This window comes from Streptomyces sp. NPDC050704 (genome assembly GCF_040654355.1).
In the GTDB taxonomy this organism is placed as follows: domain Bacteria; phylum Actinomycetota; class Actinomycetes; order Streptomycetales; family Streptomycetaceae; genus Streptomyces.
On record NZ_JBFAHW010000254.1, the window covers coordinates 1 to 2,996 of the forward strand.

The 2,996-nt window shown below is 70.8% G+C and carries 3 protein-coding genes and 1 pseudogene; all 4 read left to right on the top strand.

Features of this window, described 5'->3' with window-relative positions:
• Positions 1-428, top strand: a pseudogene (locus tag AB0I18_RS51835) (sulfate ABC transporter substrate-binding protein); the annotation flags it as partial.
• A gap of 49 nt (positions 429-477) precedes the next feature.
• On the top strand, positions 478-1,266 hold the full coding sequence (locus AB0I18_RS51840; protein ID WP_363112856.1) for an ABC transporter ATP-binding protein: 789 nt from the start codon (positions 478-480) through the stop codon (positions 1,264-1,266).
• Positions 1,253-2,173, top strand: a complete 921-nt coding sequence (locus tag AB0I18_RS51845; protein WP_363112857.1) for an ABC transporter permease — start codon at positions 1,253-1,255, stop codon at positions 2,171-2,173. The genes AB0I18_RS51840 and AB0I18_RS51845 overlap by 14 nt, the downstream gene beginning before the upstream one ends.
• A 6-nt stretch (positions 2,174-2,179) precedes the next feature.
• A complete protein-coding gene (locus AB0I18_RS51850; protein WP_363112858.1) occupies positions 2,180-2,917 on the top strand; it encodes a sirohydrochlorin chelatase in 738 nt (245 codons plus the stop codon).
• The last annotated feature ends 79 nt before the right edge of the window (positions 2,918-2,996 follow it).

Genomic DNA, 2,996 nt, shown 5'->3' on the forward strand with positions numbered 1-2,996 from the left:
GCAAGGTGCTGCTCGACGAGGCCGACCTGTGGCCGGACAAGAAGTTCGTGATCACGAACATCATCGTGTCGCAGAAGTTCCTCAAGGAGCACCCGAAGGTCGTCGAAGCCGTACTGCGCGGCTCGGTGAAGACCAACAAGTGGATCGGCGCCAACCCGGACGAGGCGAAGGCGGCGGCGAACGCCCGGCTCAAGGAGGACTCCGGCAAGGAGCTCCCGGCCAAGGTGCTCGACCCGGCCTGGAAGTCCATCCAGATCACCGACGACCCGCTGGCCGCCACCCTCAACACGGAGGCGGAGCACGCGGTCAAGGCCGGTCTGCTGGACAAGCCCGACCTGACCGGCATCTACGACCTCACGCTGCTCAACAAGGTCCTCGCGGCCGAGGGCGAGAGCACGGTCGACGACGCCGGTCTCGGCGTCAAGTAAGCCCGCGAACCAGCCCCGGAAACCAATGACTTCCCAGGAGGTGACGACCATGGCAACCGCCCTCGCCAAGGCCGCCGACGTCGGTACGTCGGTCGAGCATGCCGCGCGGATCGAGCACGTCTCGAAGTCCTTCTCCGGACCCGCCGGGCAACAGCTCGTCCTCGACGACATCACCCTCGATGTCGCGCCGGGCGAGTTCGTCACCCTCCTGGGGGCCTCCGGCTGCGGAAAGTCGACGCTGCTGAACCTGGTGGCGGGGCTCGACGCGCCGTCCGCGGGCAGCATCACGACGAAGGGCCGCCCGTCCCTGATGTTCCAGGAGCACGCGCTCTTCCCGTGGCTGACCGCGGGCAAGAACATCGAACTCGCCCTGAAGCTCGGCGGCGTCGCCAAGGCCGAGCGCCGCGACAAGGCCGAGGAACTGCTCGGACTCGTCCGGCTGAAGGGCGCGTACGGCAAGCGGGTGCACGAGCTGTCCGGCGGTATGCGGCAGCGGGTCGCGCTGGCCCGCGCGCTCGCCCAGGACAGTCAACTGCTGCTGATGGACGAGCCGTTCGCGGCGCTCGACGCCATCACCCGGGACGTGCTGCACGACGAGCTGACCCGCATCTGGCGCGAGACGAACGTGTCGGTGCTGTTCGTGACACACAACGTGCGTGAGGCGGTGCGGCTCGCGGAGCGTGTCGTGCTGCTGTCGTCGCGTCCCGGCCGGGTGGCCCGGGAGTGGCGGGTCGACATCCCGCAGCCGCGCCGCATCGAGGACACCGCGGTCGCGGAGCTGTCCGTCGAGATCACCGAAGAACTGCGTGGGGAGATTCGCCGTCATGGCCAGCACTGAGGAAAAGGCCGACGCGAACGTCAAGGACGGCGGGGCCGGCCGGGACAGCCACGACCTGGCCGGTCTGGAGGCGGGACTCGACGCGCTGGAGACGGTCCAGACCAGCCGGACCCCGCTCCGCGAGACCCTCGTCCAGAAGATCCTGCCCCCGGTCGTCGCCATCGCACTCGTCCTCCTGGTGTGGCAGGCGCTGATCTCGTTCAAGGTCGTCGACGACCCGGCGAAGCTGCCCTCCCCCGGCGCCGTGTGGGCCGAGGTGGAGGAAGCCTGGCTGCAGGGCAAGCTGCTCGACTACATCTGGACGAGCGTCTCGCGCGGTCTGTTCGGCTTCGTGCTGGCGCTCGCGATCGGCACCCCGCTGGGTCTGCTGGTCGCCCGGGTCAAGTTCGTCCGGGCGGCGATCGGCCCGATCCTCACCGGCCTCCAGTCGCTTCCGTCGGTGGCCTGGGTGCCGCCGGCCGTGATCTGGCTGGGCCTTGAACCCTCGATGATGTACGCGGTGATCCTGCTCGGCGCCGTCCCGTCGATCGCCAACGGCCTGGTGTCCGGCGTCGACCAGGTGCCGCCGCTGTTCCTGCGGGCGGGCCGCACCATGGGCGCGACCGGCCTGCGCGGCACCTGGCACATCGTGATGCCGGCGGCGCTGCCCGGCTACCTGGCAGGCCTGAAGCAGGGCTGGGCCTTCTCCTGGCGCTCGCTGATGGCGGCGGAGATCATCGCCTCCTCCCCCGAACTGGGCGTCGGCCTGGGCCAGTTGCTGGAGAACGGCCGCACCAACAGCTCCATGTCCACGGTGTTCCTCGCCATCTTCCTCATCCTGATCGTCGGTATCGCCATCGACCTGCTGATCTTCAGCCCGCTGGAGCGGCGGGTCCTGCGCAGCCGCGGTCTCCTCGTGAAGAGCTGAACTCCCATGTCCGACCCGGTCCTTCTCGTCATCGCCCACGGCAGCCGCGACCCGCGCCATGCCGCGACCGTGCACGCCCTGGTGCGCCGGGTGCGGGCGCGACGGCCCGGACTGCGCGTGGAGACCGGCTTCCTCGAATTCAACCTCCCTTCCGTCTCAGGGGTGTTGAAGTCTCTGGCGGCGGAGGGCGTACGCGACGTCGTGGGCCTTCCGCTGCTCCTGAACCGCGCCTTCCACGCCAAGTCGGACATCCCGGCGGTACTCCGCGCCGCTCCGCCGCGGCTGCGGATCCGGCAGGCCGAGGTGCTCGGCCCGTCCCCGCTGCTGACGGCCGCGCTCGAACGACGGCTGTACGAGGCCGGGTTGACGCCCGGCGACAAGTCCTCGACCGGGGTCGTGCTGGCCTCGGCGGGGTCCACCGACCCGGAGGCGATCGCAGTGATCGCAGAAATCGCGCGGGAGTGGCGGCGCAGTGGTTGGTGCGCCGTGCGGCCTGCGTTCGCCTCCGCGTCGCTGCCGCGCACCGAGGACGCGGTGCGTGAGCTGCGGGATCTCGGGTGCGGGCGGGTGGCGGTCGCGCCGTATGTGCTGGCGCCGGGCTTTCTGCCGGACCGGATCGTGCGGGGCGCTGCCGCGGCGGATGTGCTGGCGGATGTGCTGGGTCCCGCGCCGGAGGTGGCGCGGGTTCTTCTGGAGCGGTACGACGAGGCGCGGATGCCGGCGCTGGCGGCGGTCGGCGCGTAGCGGTGAGGCGGGGTTTCTTCGCCCCCGCCGCCCCTACCCGTCCCGTCCCGGGGGGGGGGGGCGGCGCGCCCCCCGGCCC

Bases quoted from the DNA above. Each gene is read 5' to 3' on its own strand.
- AB0I18_RS51845 (WP_363112857.1), top strand. From the start codon at position 1,253: ATGGCCAGCACTGAGGAAAAGGCCGACGCGAACGTCAAGGACGGCGGG.
- AB0I18_RS51850 (WP_363112858.1), top strand. From the start codon at position 2,180: ATGTCCGACCCGGTCCTTCTCGTCATCGCCCACGGCAGCCGCGACCCG.
- AB0I18_RS51840 (WP_363112856.1), top strand. From the start codon at position 478: ATGGCAACCGCCCTCGCCAAGGCCGCCGACGTCGGTACGTCGGTCGAG.